Consider the following 16,579-nt stretch of genomic DNA (forward strand, 5'->3'; position numbering starts at 1 on the left):
GTTCTCACCGTGGTTTATCCAAAGCGAGGCAGACGTTCTTGGCTTCGGTGAAGAAGCGCATCGCTTCGGTACCGCCTTCGCGGCCAAGTCCGGAAGCGGCCATGCCGCCAAAGGGGGTGCGTAGGTCGCGCATCAACCACGTATTGATCCAGATGATGCCGGCGCGCAGCTGCGCGGACAGGCGATGCGCACGGTCGAGGTCGCGCGTCCATAGCATCGCGGCCAAGCCATACTCGGAAGCATTGGCGAGCGCCAGCGCTTCTTGTTCGGTATCGAATGCCTGCAGCGTGGCGACCGGTCCGAAGATTTCCTCGCGGTTACTGGCGGTGTCCGGACCCAGGCCCTCGACGACGGCGGGCGAGATAAACCAGCCTGCGCGATCCAAGGCGCGGCCTCCGACCAGGAAACGGCCACCTTCGCTGCGTGCACGGTCCAGGCAGGTCATCACTTTGTCGAAGTGCGCCTTGGACACCAGCGGACCGAGTTGTGTCTTTTCATCGGACGGGTCGCCGACGCGCAAAGCGGCGACGCGTTCGACGAAGGCGTCGCGGAATTCGTCGTAGATACTGCGTTCCACCAGTACTCGCGAACCGCACAGGCATATCTGCCCAGAGTTCTGGAAGGCGGAGCGCACCAGCGTGTCCAGCTGGGCGTGCCAGTCGCTATCGGCGAACGCCAGTGTCGGATTCTTGCCGCCCAGCTCCAGCGACACCTTCTTCAATTGCGGGGTTGCCAGGGCGGCGATGCGGCGGCCCACTGCGGTACTGCCCGTAAAGGAGATCGCCTTGATGTCTGGGTGCACTACCAACGCTTCGCCGGTCTCGGCGCCGGTGCCGTGCACTATATTCAGCACGCCGGGGGGTAATCCGATTTCCGCTGCCAGTTCGCCGAGCAAGGTAGCGGTAAGTGGCGTGACTTCCGACGGTTTGGCAACAACCGTATTGCCGGCCGCCAACGCTGGCGCGATCTTCCAGGTGAACAGGTACAGCGGCAGATTCCACGGTGAAATGGTCGCCACGACGCCCAATGGCGCGCGCAGCGTGTAGTTCAGGCCGGCTTCGCCATGGTGCGATTCACTGGCGAACTGCGTAGCGGCATGAGCGAAGAAGCGCAGGTTCGAAATGGCGCGCGGAATCTCGGCGTCGCGAGCCAGGGAGTAGGGCTTGCCTCCATCCAAAGATTCGGCGCGGGCGAAATCCTCAAGGCGTGTTTCCAGTGCCGATGCCAGCTTCTCCAGCCAAGCGGCGCGTTCGGAGTTGCGTAGCGCCGACCATGCAGGGAAAGCCTTGGCAGCCGCGGCAACCGCCACGTCGACGTCGGCCGCATCGCCAGCGGCAACCTGGGCGAAGGCTTCGCCGGATGAAGGATCGAACACCTCCAACCAGCGACCGCTCGCCGCCGGACGCGCTTGGCTGTCTATCCAGTGGGGCAGGGACTTCATGGGCGATAGCTTAACTGCTTTGCCGTTGGGTTCTTCGACAGGCTTGCTCTGGCGAGGACAGGGTCAGGGCTAACCACATCGTCATTCCCGCGAAGGCGGAGACGACGAACAAAGCAAGCTGTTCGGGCCGTCCTAGATCGACTGCATCCTTCCACCGTCCACCGCCAGGCTGACGCCATTTATGTAGGCGGCGGCAGGACTGGCGAGAAAGGCGATGGCATTCGCCACTTCGCTGGCGTCGGCGAAACGTCCTGCCGGGACACTGGCGGTCATGGTTGCGGCGACCGCTTCTTCGGTCTTGCCACTGCTGGCCGCACGGTCGCGCAGAATCTGGTCCAGCCGCTGCGTACGCGTATAGCCGGGCAGCACGTTATTGACGGTGATGCCCTCCGATGCCAGTTCACGCGACAGCGTCTTGGCCCAGCTGGCCACCGCGCCGCGAATCGTATTGGATACGCCCAGGTTGACGACAGGTTCCTTCACCGAAGTGGAAACCACGTTGACGATACGGCCCCATCGCACCTTCTGCATGCCCGGCAGCACCGCTTGCACCAGCGTCTGGTTGGCGAGCAAGTGCCGATGGAAGGCATCCAGGTAAGCGGAAGTATCGGCGTCGATAGCGCGGCCGCTGGGGGGGCCGCCGGTGTTGTTGATCAGGATGTGCACGTGCCGTTCGGCGACCAGTCCTTGCAGTCGTTCGCGTAAGACCTCGTGCTGCGAAACATCAGCGGCAATCCAATCGTGTCGTTGCGCGGCGGAGATCTTCGGCAATGCGGCCGTGACCTCCTGCAATACATCAGCTCGCCGCGACAGTACGGTCACATCGGCGCCGAGCAGGGCCAGTTCGTGCGCGGCTGCGCGGCCAATGCCTTCGGATGCGCCGCAGACCAACGCGTGTTTGCCAGAGAGGTTCAGGTCCATGCGGGGTTCCCGTAAGTCGAAGCAAGAAGCTTAGCCCAATGGCGTTAGGCTTGTTTTCTCTTCAAGGCTTAGGCGCTTTACGTCGAGCGGAGCTTGCTCCGTTGCTCTTCTCGGGCTGACGAGAAACGCCTTTAAACGGCTATTCGCTATCGCCTGCCGTTGCGACGATCTCGTCGCCATCACGGGGCGCAGGTCCGCCCTAACGTCAGTCCCGGACAGCTTCCCTGTGGGAGCGACGTGAGTCGCGACGTTGATGTTTCCGGTCGCGACTCACGTCGCTCCCGCAAGGGAGGTACCCGTGCATGCTGGCAAGTTGCGGCAGACAAGAAGGCATCAGCCTTATTCGGGCGTCCGTCGCCCCAATCGCTCCAACATGATGTCCGCGACCTCATTGGCCTGCGGATCCCCGGTCCCGCGCAAGCCGGTCGCGGCCGCTTGCACGTTGGCGGAGGGATGGTTCTGGCTGAACTTGAACTTCAGCTCGATCTTTTCCGGAATGAAGCGAAAACCGATGATGCCGCGCAACTGGCTGACGTGGTCCGGTCGCTCGTGCTCGAACCGCCAATCACTGCCCACTCGTGCCTCATTGGCAATGCTCAGCCGGTCCACGATGCTGGCCAGCACTGCCACATCGTCAGTGACTTCCAATCGGCCATACAGGTGCGCTACCGCGTAATTCCACGTCGGGACGCGTGCGGCTTCTTCTTTGTCCGGGTACCAGCCTGGCGAGATATAGGCATGCGGTCCATGCACGATCATCAGCGCACTGCCTGCATGGCGGGCTTGTGGGTTCGGCTTGGCCCAATGGCCTTCGATGACCACCTGTTCGCCATTCCTTGCGTACAGCACGGGCAAATGGCTGACGAAGGGGGCTCCCGCGTCTGTGGTAACCAGCGTGACGAAAGCGTCGCGCGCAATCAGTCGGTCGAGTTCCGCCACGTCGGTTTCGGCGAAGGCGCGCGGCGTGTACATACGGAACTATGCCCGTCCGCCCAGTTGCTGGACCATCAAGCCACGCAGCGCTTCATCATTATCCGCACGTGGCGGCGATACCTCGTCAAGCGAAAAACCGCGAGCCAGCGCATCGTCTTCGTCCAGTCCATCGAAAGCGACGAACTCGGCATCGAACAATGCCGCGCGTGCGGTGTCTTCACTGTCATAGGCGAGATTATTGCCGTCACTATCCAGCACCACGGCGGTGCCGCCCTCGAGCACGCGCAAGCGTGCCCAGATCAGCATGCGGCCAAGCGACGCCAGGAACCAGCTTTCGGAAATGCCAGGAGTGTTGTCTTCGTTCATGCCAATGTCACCGACCATAGCCACAGCAACCCCGCCATTGCCAATGCGACAAGAATGACCAGCATGGCGACACGCGCGGGCGTGGCCAGGCCGCTCAGTGAGCTGTCACGGCTTGCGCGATACTGGCCGGACATCAGCCAGCGCAGCGCCTCCAGCTTCAGGAATGCGCCTGGCCCCCATTGCGCGGACAGGTCGGCATGGCGATCGCGGATGTGCACCAGCGTCAGCGGCCAGAAGATCACGAAAGCGCAGAAGCCGGCGATGGCGACACCGACGAAACACAAGGCGAAAAACAAGATCACTACGATGACACCTCGGTGAACATGCGGTGTCCCGGCTGGTGCCGGGACGGCAAGCAAGAATCAGAACTCCGCGTTGCCTGGTGCGCGCGGATAGGGGATCGCATCGCGGATGTTGCTCAAGCCACAGACATAGACCACCAGCCGTTCGAAGCCCAGGCCGAAGCCGGCGTGCGGGACCGTGCCGTAGCGGCGGAAGTCGCGGTACCAGCCATAGTGCGATGCATCCAGTCCGAACTGCGCCATGCGCGAATCCAGCACGTCAAGGCGTTCCTCGCGCTGCGCGCCGCCGATGATCTCGCCGATGCCGGGCGCCAATACATCCATCGCCGCGACGGTCTTGCCGTCGTCGTTCAGTCGCATGTAGAAGGCTTTGATGTGCTCGGGATAGTTCAATACCACTACCGGACGCCCGATATGCTCTTCGGTCAGCCAGCGCTCGTGTTCGGTCTGCAGGTCCAGGCCCCATTCCACGGGGAAATCGAACTTCTTGCCCGATTTCTGCAACAGGCCGATGGCATCGGTGTAGTCGATGCGCTCGAACGGTGCATTGACGAAACTTTCCAGTCGCGTAAGCGCATCGGCCTGCACACGCTCGGCGATAAAGGCCATGTCGTCGCCGCGTTCGTCCAGCACCGCGCGGAACAGATACTTCAGGAAATCTTCCGCTACCTGGGCATTTTCCATCAGGTCGGCGAAGGCGATTTCCGGTTCGACCATCCAGAATTCGGCCAGGTGGCGGGTGGTGTTGCTGTTTTCGGCACGGAACGTCGGCCCGAAGGTATAGACCTTGCTCAGCGACAGGCAGTAAGCCTCCACGTTGAGCTGGCCCGAGACGGTCAGGAAGGTTTCCTTGCCAAAGAAATCGCGGCTGAAATCCACTTCACCCTTGCTGTCGCGCGGCAGGTTGGCGAGGTCCAGCGTGGACACGCGGAACATCTGGCCTGCGCCTTCGGCATCAGAGGTGGTGATGATGGGCGTGCTGATCCAGTAATAGCCGTGTTCGTGGAAGAAGCGGTGCACGGCTTGGGCCAGGCAGTGGCGAATGCGGGTCACCGCGCCAAACAGATTGGTGCGCGGGCGCAGGTGCGCGACTTCACGCAGGAATTCCAGTGAATGCGCCTTGGGTTGGATCGGGTAGGTTTCCGGGTCTTCCACCCAGCCCACCACTTCCACGCTCTCGGCCTGGATTTCGAAGCTCTGTCCCTGTCCCTGGGACGGCACCAGCGTGCCAGTGGCGATTACCGCACATCCCGCGGTCAGGTGCTTCACTTCGGATTCGTAGTTGGACAGCGTACTGGGCGCCACCACCTGGATGGGTGCGAAACAGGAGCCGTCACTGACGTTGACGAAGGACAGGCCCGCTTTGGAGTCGCGCCGTGTGCGCACCCAGCCGCGCACTGTGACCTCGCCGCCCGCGGGAAGCTTGCCCGCCAGCGCTTGTTCGACGCTTACCACCGTCATGACTTGAATCCTTCCGTAATGGGACCATGTAGGGAACACGCAGTTTACCGGGTGAGCTGGCATGCTTGCGAGGCATTGCCTCACGTGCCGGCGAACGCCCGGCCAAGGATGACGGCCGGGCCGGTTTGCCCGAAGTCAGTGGCATTACGCCATGGAAGGCATACGTGCAGTCACCCGTCACCGTTATAACCTCTATAATCACCCTCCTATTGGTTTGAGATTCATATGGCCGTCACCCTGACCCCAGTCGCCTTCCAGCGTGTGCAGCGTTTCGTTGCCGAGACGGGCGCCTTGGGTTTGCGTTTCGGTGTGACCCGTACCGGCTGTTCCGGCTGGGGCCACGTGGCCGATCTGGCCCGCGAGCAGCGCGAAGGCGACACGGTGTTTGAACAGGATGGCGTGAAGATCTATATCGACGCCGATAGCCTGGCTTTGGTCGATGGCACTGAAATCGACTTCGGAAAGCAGGGCCTCAGCGAAACCTTCGTGTTCCGCAACCCGAACGCCACGGCCGAATGCGGCTGCGGCGAAAGTTTCACCACGCAAGCCGACGCGGCGTAATCCGGCCGCGATTCCAAGCGTGAGCCGCGCCGTGGCGGCGACGAACGCTTAAGCACTGTTCCGGAATAGTCCTCAGCCTTAAGCTGCCGCTTGGTCGTGTCCGGAGTTCACCCATGTATCGCTTTTTTCTTCTGGCTGCCGTGGCACTTGTTGGCTCCGAGTCGGCGCAGGCTCAACACGCCACGCGCAATTCCCAACTGCATGCGCTTTTCGCAGAAGAGTGGGAGAGGGGCCTGCGCGAGAACCCTGAGAACGCCAGTTACCAGGGCGACAACCGCTATAACGATCGCTGGACCGATCTCAGCCTCGAAGCGATCGCCCGGCGCGAAGCGGCCGATAAAGCCGCACTGGACAAGCTGCGCACCATCGATCGCGCCGCCTTGTCGCCGGCTGACCAGCTGAACTACGACACCTTCGAATGGCAGCTGCAGCGGGCAGTGGCACGCCAGAGATTCCGCGAATACCTGCAGCCGGTTGGTCACCAGGGAGGTCCGCAAACCGCCGATGGACTGGCAGAAGTACTGCCGTTCGCATCGGTCAAGGACTATCGCGATTGGCTGAAGCGGATGGAGGCCCTACCGAAGGTCATTGACCAGACCATCACGTTGTTGGAAGAGGGCTCCCGGACGGGCAACGTCCCGCCGCGCGTGTTGATGCAACGGGTACCGGCTCAGATCGCTGCCCAGGTGGTCGGTGACCCGGCTAAAAGTCCGTTTTATCGGCCGTTTGCCCGCTTCGCCGATAGCATCCCAGCAGCGGAACGCGCAGACCTGCAGGAGCAAGCCAAGCAGGTCATCCTGACGCGGGTCGTGCCGGCGTATCGCAAATTGGGCGAGTTCTTCGAGAACCAGTACCTGCCCAAGACCCGCGACGGCATCGCCGTAACCGACTTGCCGGATGGCCGCGCTTATTACGACTTCCTTGCCGGCTACTACACCACCACCGACTTGAATGCCGAACAGATCCACAAGATCGGATTGGAAGAGGTGGCGCGCATCCGCGCTGAAATGGAGAAGATCAAAACAGAGACGGGCTTCAAGGGTTCACTGACTGAGTTCTTCGCTTATCTGCGTACCGACGCCAAGTTCTTCCACAAGACGCCCGATGCGCTGCTGACTGCCTACCGCGCCCTCTCCAAGCGGATCGATCCGGAATTGGTGAAAGTATTCAAGACCATCCCACGCATGCCCTATGGCGTGAGGCCAATTCCCGACAACATCGCCCCGGACACGACCACTGCTTACTACCAGCCTGGCGCCAGCGACGGCACCCGTCCTGGCTACTACTACGTCAATCTGTACAAACCGGAAGTCCGCCCGACCTGGGAAATGATGCCGCTTTCGCTGCACGAAGCAGTGCCAGGCCATCACTTCCAGTTCGCGCGCGGACTGGAGATGCCGGACGCTCCCATGTTCCGCCGCACCGCGTACTTCGTGGCTTATGGCGAGGGCTGGGGGCTTTACGCGGAGCAGTTGGGTTATGAAATGGGCCTGTACACCGATCCCTACGATCGCATGGGCCAACTGGCTTACGAGATGTGGCGGGCGGTGCGGCTGGTGGTGGACACGGGCATGCACAGCCAGGGTTGGAGCCGCGAAAGGGCCATCGAATACTTCACCGACAACGCGCCCAAGACCCGCCAGGACATCGTGAACGAGATCGACCGCTATATCGGTACCCCTGGCCAGGCATTGGCCTACAAGATCGGCCAGATGAAGATCTCGGCGCTTCGCGCCAAGGCTGCCCGGGAACTAGGCCCCAGGTTCGACCTGCGTGCTTTCAACGATGCCGTGCTGGAGACAGGGTCGGTCCCGCTGGAGGCGTTGGAGCGGCATGTGGATGCCTGGATTGAGGGGGAGCGGGGAGCGGAGAAGGGGAGCGAACCGGCAGCCGGAAAGGATTAGTGAATAGCCTTCCTTGAAAAAGGAGCATCCGCTTGTGCCAGCGAGCTGCGGGGTTACTTCTGTTTTTCTGGGAAGAGCCAGAGCAAATCCCCCTCAATCCCCCTTTTTAAAGGGGGAGGCAAAGCGAAAGCCTTTATCGGCTCCCGGCTCCCGGCTCCCGGTTCCCGGTTCCTAGTTCCCAGTTCCCAGTTCCCAGTTCCCAGTTCCCGATTCCCGATTCCCGATTCCCGATTCCCGATTCCCGATTCCCGGCCTTCTTGCACCTAAGTATCTGACCTGCCATAATTTCTGGCTCCCAGCGGCGGGTACTGCTGCCTGGGTTCTTGCTCCACCGCGTCCACTCCGGGCGGTCGGGGAGCTGTCCGACCGGTTTCCCACGTGGAACCGGCCCACATCCGAAAGGTAAATAACGATGCGTCACTATGAAGTCGTGTTCCTGGTCCATCCTGACCAGAGCGAACAAGTGCCTGCGATGATCGAGCGTTACAAGTCGATGATCGAAGCCGGCAATGGCAAGATCCACCGTCTGGAAGATTGGGGCCGCCGTCAGCTGGCCTATCCCATCCAGAACCTGGTCAAGGCCCATTACGTACTGCTCAATATCGAAGTCGAGCAGGGCGTGCTGGCCGAACTGACCGAAAGCTTCCGCTTTAATGATGCGGTGCTGCGCCACCTGATCATGAAGCGTGATGACGCCGACACCGAGATGTCGATCATCATGAAGAGCAAGGACGAGAAGGGCGACAAGCCGGAGCGCGGCGAGCGTCGCCGTCGCGACGATGACGAAGGCGAAGTTGTTGAAGCTTCGGCCGAACCTGATTCCGACACCGTCGAAGCCGCTTAAGCGCGCCCTTTAGGAGCACACACTCATGTCCAAGTTCTTCCGTCGCCGCAAGTTCTGCAAATTCACCGCCGAAGGCGTGAAAGAGATCGACTACAAGGATCTCAACACCCTGCGCCAGTACCTGACCGAGACCGGCAAGATCGTGCCGAGCCGCGTCACCGGCACCAAGTCGCGTTACCAGCGTCAGCTGTCCACGGCCGTCAAGCGCGCACGTTTCCTGGCGCTGATCCCGTACACGGACAACCACGACGTCTGATTGCGGTAAAGAGTGAAGTCGGCGGCTAAGCCGCCTGCCAACAGTAAAGGGTGAATGCTCTTTACCACTTGCAGTCCGCACAGCGGACGACTTCACTCTTCACTAATTACCCACTGTCATTCGGACAGCCCACCGCTGCGGGAGGATTCCCGCTAACGAATACGGAGCAACACCATGGAACTGATTCTTCTGCAAAAAGTCACCAACCTCGGCGTCCTGGGCGACAAGGTCAACGTCAAGCCGGGTTATGGCCGCAACTACCTGGTCCCGCAGGGCAAGGCTGTGCCGGCGACCGCCGCCAACGTTGCTGAGTTCGAAGCCAAGCGTGCTGAGTACGAAGCCAAGGCCAAGTCCGTGCATGACGAAGCCGAAAGCCGCCGCGCCAAGCTGGAAGGCGCCAGCGTGACCGTTCGGGCCAATGCGTCCACCGAAGGCAAGCTGTTCGGTTCGGTCGGCCCGCGCGACATCGCCGATGCGTTCACGGCTGCCGGCATGCCGCTGGAAAAGAGCGAAGTGGTGATGGGCGAAGGCGCCATCCGCAACATCGGCGAGTTCGAAGTGATCGCCAAGCTGCACGCCGACGTCGAGACCACCATTAAGGTCATCGTCGAGCCGGAAGCCTGAGTCGCCATTCAGGCAAGCAACAAGAACGGGCGCCGCGAGGCGCCCGTTTTTTTTATGGGTGAGCCACCTGGAGCGAATCATCAAGATGGAACGCAACCGTTGGTCGGACCGCGTCAGGCTTAGCCGGGGCTGGTCGCAACGGATGAGATGCCCACCGGTTATCCACATGGTTATCTGCAACCGTCCAGCGGTGGAACGACTACCATGCCTGACCCCGTTCCCTTCGCTGCCCTTCGGCTACAGGAGTCCGTAGCACCCATGCCCGTACGCCCCGGTTTTCGCCACGACATTCATGACGCGCGCATCGAGCAGCTGCGTGTGCCGCCGCATTCCATTGAGGCCGAGCAGGCCGTGTTGGGCGGGTTGATGCTGGCGCCGGAGGCCTACGACCGCATCAATGACAAGCTGACCGAGCGGGATTTCTACCGTCGCGATCATCAGCTGATCTACCGCGCCATTTGCGAGCTGGCGGAAAGGAATCGCCCCTACGACGCGGTAACGCTGGGCGAATGGTTCGAGTCGCAAGGGCAGATGGAGCAGGTCGCCGGCGGTGCTTACCTGATTGAGCTGGCCAGCTCCACGCCGTCAGCCGCCAATATCGTCGCTTATGCGGAAATTGTCCGCGACAAAGCGGTGATGCGACAGCTGATCGACGTCGGTACCGAGATCGTCAACGACGCTTTCCAGCCGGAGGGTAAGGAAAGCAACGAGATGCTGGCGGTCGCCGAGCAGAAGGTCTTCGCCATCGCCGAAGCCGGCGCGCGTGGCCGCACCGACTTCGTGGCGATGAACCACGCCTTGAAGGACGCTTTCGAAGTCCTGCAAAGCCGCTTCGAGAATGGTGGCAGCGTTACCGGCCTGCCTACCGGCTATACCGAGTTCGACGAAATGACCGCTGGCCTGCAGCCGACTGATCTGTTGATCCTGGCGGCGCGTCCGGCGATGGGCAAGACCACGCTGGCGTTGAACATGGCCGAGTACGCCGCTATCAAGTCGAAGAAAGCGGTAGCCATCTTCTCTATGGAAATGTCGGCCGCGCAGCTGGCGCTGCGCCTGATCTCCTCCAACGGCCGCGTCAACGCCACCCGCCTGCGTACCGGTCAGCTGGAAGACGAGGATTGGAGCCGCGTTACCAGCGCCATCCGCATGCTGAAGGAAACCAAGATATTCATCGACGACACGCCCGGCCTGTCGCCGGATGTGCTGCGCTCCAAGGCACGCCGGCTAAAGCGCGAACACGACTTGGGCCTGATCGTCATCGACTACCTGCAGTTGATGTCGGTGCCGGGCAACAGTGAAAACCGTGCAACGGAGATCTCGGAAATTTCGCGATCACTGAAGGGACTGGCCAAGGAACTCAACGTGCCGGTGATCGCGCTGTCGCAGCTCAACCGCTCCTTGGAAACACGTACCGACAAGCGCCCCGTCATGGCAGACTTGCGCGAATCCGGCGCTATCGAGCAAGACGCCGACGTCATCGTCTTCATCTATCGCGACGACTACTACAACAAGGAAAACTCGCCAGACAAGGGCCTGGCCGAAGTCATCATCGGTAAGCAACGTAGCGGCCCCACCGGCTCGATCAAGCTGAAGTTCTTCGGCGAATACACCCGCTTCGACAACCTGGCGCACGACTCGGTAGGCAGCTTCGAGTAGGTTGGGCACGTGGCCGACGTTCCCCGAGGCCGAGTTGCAGCGTCGGGGGCGTGGCACCGACTTGCAGATCCAGGCGGCGCCACTCACGCGGCCGAGCGTCGATAGCTATTTGCGAATGAAGTAGGTGACGTACAGCGCGCCTTGCTTGTCGCTGGTCACCGAGGTGCGGGTATCGAAGAACGCGTCCTTGAACCAGGGCTCTTTCGCTATGCGAAAAGTGAGCTGCTGCCAGTCGGCGTTAGGGTGTTGTGTCTCCAGGACACGAGCGGCCGCGGTAATCACGCACACCGTTCGTGCGCAGCGCGGGCGACTGACCTCCAGGCCGGTAAAGCCGCGGCCATGTTGGTCAAGCGCCAGCTGCAACGACTGTTCAAGCCGTGGCGACCAATCCGGATCCGGCGCTTCGGCGCGTGCGAGCAGCGCGTAGTCCTGGCCGTCTTTATCCAGGCCGTCCAGCCGTGGGAGAACGGCGTCGATCCGCGCCTGGCCTTCCGGTGACATGGGACGCGGGCCTGTTTCAGCCAGCGAAGATAGTCCCGCGGGTCGCCCTATCGACTGGGCGAGCTCCGGGGTTTGGTTCGCCGATTCGGCGCCGGGGGAGATCGGGTCATTGTCTTCACCAGTACTACGCGCGCGCCCTGCCGTGTTCGAAATTCCAGCGTCCGCCACGGCAGGGTCGATTGCGGCAGTATCCGTGGCCTCCGCGGGTGCGCTGCCCGCAGAACTGCGCTGCCAGAACCACCATGCCAACAGGATCGTGACGACCAGAGCCGGAATGAGCACGATGGCAAGTCTTCGGGTCCGTTTCATAGGCTTTTCAACCTCCGGCGCGGCTTTGACTGCGTGCCGGTATACCTCAACGGAAGCCGGCTGTGCAACACGTGAGGGGAGTGATTCCCGGCTCCATTTTGCTGCTTCCGGCAAGCGGCCATGTTGCTTTCGGTTGCCGACGATCACGGCGTTACAATCGCTACATGGACGATTCGCTTTCCCGCGCCGATTCACAGTTTCTTCCCGCGTATCGCACTCAGGCGAGCGATCGCCCCACGCGAATCCGAATCGACCTGGACGCGCTGTCTCATAACCTGCGTGCATTGCAGGGGCACGTAGGCGTACCGGTCATGGCGATCGTCAAGGCCAATGCTTACGGCCATGGCTTGGTGCCGGTGGCGAAGCACCTGCAGAGCCAGGGTGTCTCTCAGCTTGGCGTCGCCTTCGTCGAAGAGGGCATCGCGTTGCGCCAGGCCGGCCTGCGCGTGCCGATTCTGGTACTGGGCGGCATCCATGCGCCGCAGGTGACGCAATTCATCGCTCACGATCTGGAAGTCACGGTCTCGTCGATCGTGAAGCTGCGGCAGGTGGAGCGGTCGGCCGAATCGATGGGCCGCAAGGCGGTGATCCATCTGAAACTCGACACCGGCATGGAGCGCATCGGGGTGCATACCGAGAATGCGGCACCGTTCATCGAAGCCGCAATCGCCTCGCGCTGGTGCACGGTGAAAGGTGTCTACTCGCACCTGGCCTGTTCCGACGATCCCGATTCGCCGATGACCCGGGAGCAGTTGCAGCGGTTCCTCGCCGCGTGTGCGTACTTCGACCGGGTCGGGGCGCCGATGCCCGTGCGTCATCTCGCAAATTCGGGTGGCGTTCTGCATTTTCCAGAGACACACCTGGACATGGTGCGGCCTGGTGTCGCGTTGTATGGCGTACTGCCTGACCCGGCATCACGTGCAACCGTCGATCTGCGTCCATCGCTCTCGCTGGTCTCCAAGGTGGTGTACTTCAAAGTGGTGAAGACAGGGCACACCGTGAGCTACGGCGCCACCTGGACCGCGGCGCAGGACACTCGCGTCATCACGGTGCCGATCGGCTACGGCGACGGCTATCCACGCTCGCTGTCCTCGCGCGGCATGGTATTGGTGCGGGGGCAGCGCCACCCGATCATCGGCCGTATCTGCATGGACCAATTCATGGCGGACATTGGACCCGACGGCACCGCCTACAACGAGGACGAAGTCGTCCTGATCGGCCGGCAGGGCGATAACATCATTTCGTGCGAAGCGGTGGCGCAGACCGCCGGCACCATTCCTTACGAGATACTCACCGGTCTCAACGAGCGCATTCCGCGCGAATATATGGGCGGCGCGTTCGGGCAGCGCGGTCCCGATTTCGTTGGCTAGATGACTTCGCGCCGCAAACAGGTGCGCCGCGGCCGTGTTCTTGGCTGCACCCGTCCGTGGCAGGATGGCGACACGCTTTCGTAGCCTTTTCTGGGTCCTTCATGCCACACGCGCTGGTCTGGCTCCGCAACGACTTGAGGCTCGACGACAACCCGGCGTTGCGGGCGGCGCTGGAGGAGGGCTATACGCCGATTCCGGTCTACATCCATGCACCGGAAGAGGAAGGCGAGTGGCCGCCCGGCGCGGCATCGAACGCGTGGCGACATCATTCGCTGATCGCGCTGGACGCGGATCTGCGCAGCCGCGGTTCGTATCTGCGCGTGTTTCGCGGTCCTTCGCAGGAAACGCTGCAGCGGTTGGTTGCCGAATCCGGTGCGCAAGCGGTGTTCTGGAATCGAAAGTACGAACCCACCACCCAGTCACGCGATGTCCAGTTGAAGAAGCAGCTACGCGAACAAGGGCTGCATGCCAGGAGCTTCAACGGCACGCTGCTGTTCGAGCCGGGGCGGCTGACCACCGGCCAAGGTGCTCCGTACAAGGTGTTCACGCCATTCTGGAACGCGGCGTTGGCACAGTGGCGCACGCCGGAATGCTGGGCAGCACCGGCGTGGATGCCGGCCGATGCCATGGCCGAAGGAGAAGCGATCCACGCGCTCGGGCTACAGCCTTCTACCCGATGGGACAAGAATTTCTGGCAAGACTGGCAGCCGGGTGAAGCCGGAGCACATGAGGCACTGGAAGTCTTCATCGATGGCGCATTGCAGGGTTACCACAGCGAACGCGATTATCCGGATCGGGTGGGCACCTCTCGCCTGTCGCCGCATCTGCATTTCGGCGAAATCGCGCCATGGCGAGTCGTCGAGAAACTGGAACAAGTCCGCAGCGCCAAGAACGGTGCCGACATCGATGCCTACATCCGCCAGTTGGGCTGGCGTGAATTCGCTTATCACCTGCTGCACCATTTTCCCGCTACGGTGACCGAAGACTTCAATCCGCGGTTCGCCCATTTCAAGTGGGCCGAGCCCGATGTCGTGGCGCTGGCGGCCTGGCAGCGCGGCACGACCGGCGTGCCCATCATCGATGCGGGAATGCGGGAATTGTGGGCGACGGGCCACATGCACAATCGCGTTCGCATGATCGTCGCCAGCTTTCTCACCAAGCATCTGCGCCATCACTGGCTGCATGGGGCGAGATGGTTTTGGGAGACCCTGGTAGATGCCGATCTCGCCAACAACACTTTGGGCTGGCAGTGGTCGGCAGGTACGGGCGCCGACGCGGCGCCGTACTTTCGTATCTTCAATCCGGTGACCCAGGCGGAGCGGTTCGATATCGACGGCACTTACATCGCCCGTTGGGTGCCGGAACTGGCGTCACTTCCATTGCCCGAACGGTTTGCGCCCTGGCGACAGCCCACATTGTTGGCGAGCGTGGCGCCTTCCTATCCGCAGGTGCCTTTGATAGACCTGGGGGAAGGACGGGATTCGGCGTTGGCCGCTTACCGGAAGATCGGTAGCTTGCGATAGGCGCCGCGTTGACGCCCTTCGCCGCCACATGCTTCACTCGGGCTGGGAGAGGAGAACAACATGGCAACAAAGAAAGCGCCCGGAAAGCCGCGCCGCGAACCGATGTCGCGGGTCGACACCGCGTGGTTGCGGATGTGCCGCCCCACCAATCCGATGATGATCACCGGCGTCCTGATGTTCGACGAGCCGATGACGCTGGAGCGGTTGAAACAGGTGATCAAGAAGCGCTTCCTGGCGTATCCGCGTTTTCTGCAGAAGGCGGTTGACACGCCGGCCGGAGCCTCCTGGCTGGAAGACGCCGACTTTGACCTGGACTGGCACGTACGCCTTACGGCGCTGCCTGGGCGCACCGATCCGCGTTCGGAGAAGAAAGCGCTGGAGCGCTTCGTCAGCCAGTTGGCTTCCACGCCGCTGGACAAGACCAAGCCACTTTGGCAGTTCCACCTGGTCGAAAAGTACGGCTCTGGTTCGGCGTTGGTGGCGCGTATCCATCACAGCTATGCCGACGGCATCGCGCTGGTGCAGGTGCTGTTGTCGCTGACCGATACCAGTCGCAAGCCGGACAAGAGCAGCGAGTTGCGCGCCGCATGGTTGAAGAAGGATGGCGTGGAAGTCGTTCGCCGCGTCGGCGCCGTCGATCGCTACATCAAGCTGGGCGGCAAGATGCTCGGCAAGGGCATGGAAATGTATCGCGATCCTTCCTTGGCCGCGGTGCTGGCGAAGGAGGGCGGCGAGATCGGCCGCGAGTTGTTGGCCGCGCTGGCCTTGTCGGACGATCCGCCGACCATGCTGCGAGGCAAACTGGGTGTCAGCAAACGCGTGGCGTGGGCGGAGCCTCTGGGGCTGGAGGAAGTAAAGGCGGTCGGCCGCGCCTGCGACTGCACCGTCAACGACGTGCTGATGGCCGCTGCCGCCGGCGCGTTACGCAGCTACATGCTGGAACGCGGCGAAGATATCGACGGCATCACCTTGCGCGCCACGGTGCCTGTCAACTTGCGGCCGCTGGAACATGCCAAGAAGCTTGGCAATCACTTCGGTTTGGTATTCCTGGACTTGCCGGTGGGTGAGGGCAATCCGATCCGGCGACTGGAGCGTGTCGCTGAATGCATGAATAACCTTAAGAATTCAAGGCAAGCCATTGTTGCATTTGGACTTCTTGCTGCTCTCGGCATGGCCCCGGCAGCGCTGCAGGGCGTGGCGCTGGAGCTCTTCAGCCGCAAGGCGACGGCCGTGGCGACCAACGTCCCGGGACCGCAGCAACCGCTCTACATGGGCGGCTGCCGGATGCGTGAAATGATGTTCTGGGTGCCGCAGACAGGCTCCATCGGTATCGGTATCTCCATCCTCAGCTACAACAACCAGGTGCATTTCGGTTTGATCGCCGATGCCAAGCTGATTCCAGACCCGGATGCAGTGATTCGCCGCTTTGGCCCGGAGTTCGAAAAGCTGCTGTATCTGGCACTGATGAGCGATTGGGACCGCGCGCTGGATGCCTCTTCCGCTAGCAGCCTGGTGCCTGATGTTGCCTGAATGAATGGCGAAACAATCGCGATTTATGAACATCTCTGTGGTTAGCTTTAGCGGTTAGGTTGTCCCGCAAGGCCCCT

16 protein-coding genes are annotated in these 16,579 nt (G+C 61.8%); 9 read left to right on the plus strand and 7 right to left on the minus strand.

The window, feature by feature from the left end:
- Positions 1 to 4: 4 nt before the first annotated feature.
- The 6 genes from AADW18_RS01505 to asnS all read right to left on the minus strand — a co-directional run bounded on the left by AADW18_RS01505 (position 5) and on the right by asnS (position 5,424).
- The gene (locus AADW18_RS01505; protein WP_337341575.1) at positions 5 to 1,441 is read right to left on the minus strand and encodes an aldehyde dehydrogenase; all 1,437 of its coding nucleotides are present in this window, start codon (positions 1,439 to 1,441) and stop codon (positions 5 to 7) included.
- A gap of 132 nt (positions 1,442 to 1,573) precedes the next feature.
- A complete protein-coding gene (locus AADW18_RS01510; RefSeq protein WP_337341576.1) occupies positions 1,574 to 2,362 on the minus strand; it encodes an SDR family oxidoreductase in 789 nt (262 codons plus the stop codon).
- 339 nt (positions 2,363 to 2,701) lie between these two features.
- On the minus strand, positions 2,702 to 3,334 hold the full coding sequence (locus AADW18_RS01515; RefSeq protein WP_337341577.1) for an FMN-binding negative transcriptional regulator: 633 nt from the start codon (positions 3,332 to 3,334) through the stop codon (positions 2,702 to 2,704).
- Positions 3,335 to 3,340: 6 nt separating this feature from the next.
- A complete protein-coding gene (locus AADW18_RS01520; protein WP_337341578.1) occupies positions 3,341 to 3,661 on the minus strand; it encodes a hypothetical protein in 321 nt (106 codons plus the stop codon).
- Positions 3,658 to 3,963, minus strand: a complete 306-nt coding sequence (locus tag AADW18_RS01525; RefSeq protein WP_337341579.1) for a hypothetical protein — start codon at positions 3,961 to 3,963, stop codon at positions 3,658 to 3,660. Before AADW18_RS01525 ends, AADW18_RS01520 begins: the two co-directional genes overlap by 4 nt.
- 60 nt (positions 3,964 to 4,023) lie before the next feature.
- Entirely contained in the window at positions 4,024 to 5,424 is a 1,401-nt protein-coding gene (asnS, locus tag AADW18_RS01530; protein WP_337341580.1) for an asparagine--tRNA ligase, read from the minus strand.
- A gap of 225 nt (positions 5,425 to 5,649) precedes the next feature.
- Here asnS and AADW18_RS01535 point away from each other — a divergent pair, with 225 nt between their 5' ends.
- From AADW18_RS01535 to AADW18_RS01560, 6 genes are all read left to right on the plus strand, one after another.
- Entirely contained in the window at positions 5,650 to 5,985 is a 336-nt protein-coding gene (locus tag AADW18_RS01535; RefSeq protein WP_337341581.1) for an iron-sulfur cluster assembly accessory protein, read from the plus strand.
- A gap of 113 nt (positions 5,986 to 6,098) precedes the next feature.
- Positions 6,099 to 7,889 carry a DUF885 domain-containing protein gene (locus tag AADW18_RS01540; RefSeq protein ID WP_337341582.1) on the plus strand — a complete coding sequence of 597 codons (1,791 nt, stop codon included), beginning with the start codon at positions 6,099 to 6,101 and terminating at the stop codon, positions 7,887 to 7,889.
- Positions 7,890 to 8,301: 412 nt separating this feature from the next.
- Positions 8,302 to 8,733 (plus strand): 30S ribosomal protein S6, encoded by a 432-nt coding sequence (gene rpsF, locus AADW18_RS01545; RefSeq protein WP_337341583.1) that lies wholly within the window; start codon positions 8,302 to 8,304, stop codon positions 8,731 to 8,733.
- 25 nt (positions 8,734 to 8,758) lie between these two features.
- Positions 8,759 to 8,989, plus strand: coding sequence for a 30S ribosomal protein S18 (gene rpsR / locus AADW18_RS01550; RefSeq protein WP_057657706.1), 231 nt, complete (start codon positions 8,759 to 8,761; stop codon positions 8,987 to 8,989).
- A 174-nt stretch (positions 8,990 to 9,163) separates the two neighbouring features.
- A complete protein-coding gene (rplI, locus tag AADW18_RS01555) occupies positions 9,164 to 9,613 on the plus strand; it encodes a 50S ribosomal protein L9 (RefSeq protein WP_337341584.1) in 450 nt (149 codons plus the stop codon).
- A gap of 258 nt (positions 9,614 to 9,871) precedes the next feature.
- A complete protein-coding gene (locus AADW18_RS01560) occupies positions 9,872 to 11,269 on the plus strand; it encodes a replicative DNA helicase (protein WP_337341585.1) in 1,398 nt (465 codons plus the stop codon).
- Between the two features lie 105 nt (positions 11,270 to 11,374).
- Here AADW18_RS01560 and AADW18_RS01565 read toward each other — a convergent pair whose 3' ends face one another.
- A complete protein-coding gene (locus AADW18_RS01565; protein WP_337341586.1) occupies positions 11,375 to 12,079 on the minus strand; it encodes a hypothetical protein in 705 nt (234 codons plus the stop codon).
- 164 nt (positions 12,080 to 12,243) lie between these two features.
- Here AADW18_RS01565 and alr point away from each other — a divergent pair, with 164 nt between their 5' ends.
- From alr to AADW18_RS01580, 3 genes are all read left to right on the plus strand, one after another.
- The gene (gene alr / locus AADW18_RS01570; RefSeq protein WP_337341587.1) at positions 12,244 to 13,449 is read left to right on the plus strand and encodes an alanine racemase; all 1,206 of its coding nucleotides are present in this window, start codon (positions 12,244 to 12,246) and stop codon (positions 13,447 to 13,449) included.
- Positions 13,450 to 13,550: 101 nt separating this feature from the next.
- Positions 13,551 to 14,972 (plus strand): deoxyribodipyrimidine photo-lyase, encoded by a 1,422-nt coding sequence (locus tag AADW18_RS01575; protein ID WP_337341588.1) that lies wholly within the window; start codon positions 13,551 to 13,553, stop codon positions 14,970 to 14,972.
- 60 nt (positions 14,973 to 15,032) lie between these two features.
- Positions 15,033 to 16,502, plus strand: a complete 1,470-nt coding sequence (locus tag AADW18_RS01580; protein ID WP_337341589.1) for a wax ester/triacylglycerol synthase family O-acyltransferase — start codon at positions 15,033 to 15,035, stop codon at positions 16,500 to 16,502.
- Positions 16,503 to 16,579: the final 77 nt, after the last annotated feature.

Origin of the sequence: Pseudoxanthomonas sp. CCNWLY206-1 (genome assembly GCF_039710385.1) — a bacterium.
Taxonomy (GTDB): Bacteria; Pseudomonadota; Gammaproteobacteria; order Xanthomonadales; family Xanthomonadaceae; genus Pseudoxanthomonas_A.